Annotated in this window: 2 protein-coding genes; both read right to left on the reverse strand. The window is 69.6% G+C overall.

The features are described 5' to 3' along the window. Nucleotides 1-48: 48 nt before the first annotated feature. Entirely contained in the window at nucleotides 49-1,194 is a 1,146-nt protein-coding gene (locus tag H5T60_14295) for a glycosyltransferase family 4 protein (GenBank protein ID MBC7243603.1), read from the reverse strand. After that, a partial coding sequence (locus H5T60_14300) for a hypothetical protein (protein ID MBC7243604.1) occupies nucleotides 1,178-2,073 on the reverse strand: 896 nt, incomplete at its 5' end. The genes H5T60_14295 and H5T60_14300, both read right to left, overlap by 17 nt.

The raw sequence follows: 2,073 nt of genomic DNA on the forward strand, positions 1-2,073 counted from the left end.
TTCAGCACAGGGAAATAGTCCTTGTAGAGATGCAAGACGTGCATGGACTTATCCTTTCTCCGCCGGCGAGCGCGTCAGCTCACTGTAAGCGGCCAGGGTAGCGCGCGCCGTGGCCGGCCAGGTGAACTCAGCGGCGCGCGCCAGGCCGGCCAGCGCCAGGGCCTGCCGGCGCTCGGGTGATGCCAACAGCTCTGTCAGAACATCGGCAATCGCCGTCTCATCCTCCGGGTCAAAGAGGAGCGCCGCGCCGCCGGCGATCTCGGACAGCCCCGGCCGCCCCGAACAGGCCACCGGCACCCCGCAGGCCATGGCCTCCAGCACCGGCAGTCCAAAACCCTCGTAGAGGGAGGGGTGCACCAGCAGTTCGGCCCCCTGATACAGGTGCACCAGCTCTTCGTCGGGGAGCCGGCCCAGCGCGTAGGTGGACGGCGTCCGGCGAAATGCCTCGATGGTATCGGGGAAGCGGGGGTCCTGCGGGCCGGCCCATACCAGCGCCGGCCGTTCCCCCCATGCCTCCCGCCAGCGCGCCATGACGATCTCCCATGCCCGCACCAGCCGTTCCAGGTTCTTGTGCGGCTTGTTGATGCCAACGTAGAGCACGTAACGCGCCGGCAGGCCGCGGCTCTGCTTCCAGCGTGCCGTGTCCGCCGGGTCCTGGGCGGGGTGAAAGCGCGGGTCGGGGGCCAGGTAGGTCACCCGCACTCGCGCCGGCGGCACACCCAGCAGTTCGGTCATATCTCTGGCCGTGGCCTGGGATATAGCCAGGCACAGGCCGGCGCGCCGCACCGCCAGCCGGTGGAGCAGGTGATACAGATGCCGCTTCCATGCCGGCGCGAGGGCCGTGGGCACCCGCAGGGGCACCAGGTCATACACGGTCAGCACGGTCGGCAGGCCGGCCAGATAGGGCATCAGGTAATAAGTGGCATGGTACAGGTCAGCCTCCAACGAACGGAGCAGTCGGGGGACGGCGACCTGGCCGGCCGGCGAGAAGGGTGACCAGGGCGCCGGCACCAACGTTATCTGGGGGAATTCCCCTGCCAGGTCGCGCCAGGGCACGCCGGTGCGCGGGTCATGGAGCAGGAGGATATCCGGCGCCGGCGCTCCTTCCGCCAGCGCTCGCGTCAAATGATAGACGTAGCGGCCGATGCCGGGGAAATGCTCGCCCACCGGCCGGCCGTCAAGGACAACGCGCATCGGAACCCTCCCGCGGCAGTATTTGATACAGCAGGCCCGCCGGCCGCAGGCAGTATGCCGCCGCCACTTCGGGGTCCAGGTAGCGGTCGACGGCCGCCGCGAATATCGGCCGCTGGCCCAGCAAGCCGGCGATAAAAGGCATCTGCCGGCCCTGCCCGCTGTAAATTTCGACGATCCACACATCCGGCCGGCGGCCCTCCACCTGCTGGAAATAGAGCAGGTTCTGGCGCAGGGTGTGATCGGCCAGCACTACCGCATGCGCTGGCAGGGAGGCCAGCGTTTCCTCGCCGTAGCGGCGCGGCCCCCAGTACGCCGTCTTGGCCGGCCACAGATGGAACCTGTTGCCATCCCGGTAGGGGAGCTGTCGCAGGCCCAGCGGGTTCCAGCCCAAGGCGTTCAGCGACAGGGGCAGGAGGAAGTAGAGCAGGATGGGCGCGAGCAGGGCGCCGGCCGCCAGGCGAAGGGGATGCCCCCATCGGCGGAGAAGCCGCTCCATCCCCAGCCCGATGCACAGCGCGGTGATGAAATAGGCCGGCAGGAAAAAGACATACCCGTCCGGCGCAGGGAACAGCAGGGCGAACAGCACATCACCCAGCCAGGCCAGCGCCAGGAACCAGGCGGCGCGCCGGCGTTCATGCCGCAGTGCCCGCCATCCCGGCACAGCCAGCGCAAGGGTGAGGGGGAACTGGTACAGGGCGAAGCCGGCCGCCAGCAGGGCGCGCGCCGGCAGGCCCGGCACCGCCTGCCACATCCCTATCAGGGTCGCCGTCAGGTGCGCGCCCCAGTTGGTGCCGGCCGGCCCGTGCTGGTGCAGGGCGAGGGCAATGCCGGCGCCGGCCAGCAGACCGGCAAGGCCCAGGAGGGCCGGCTTCCAGCGGA

This window comes from Anaerolineae bacterium, assembly GCA_014360855.1.
GTDB lineage: Bacteria > Chloroflexota > Anaerolineae > JACIWP01 > JACIWP01 > JACIWP01.

Excerpts from the sequence above, each read along its gene's own strand:
- H5T60_14295 (MBC7243603.1), bottom strand. The coding sequence starts at position 1,194 with ATGCGCGTTGTCCTTGACGGCCGGCCGGTGGGCGAGCATTTCCCCGGC.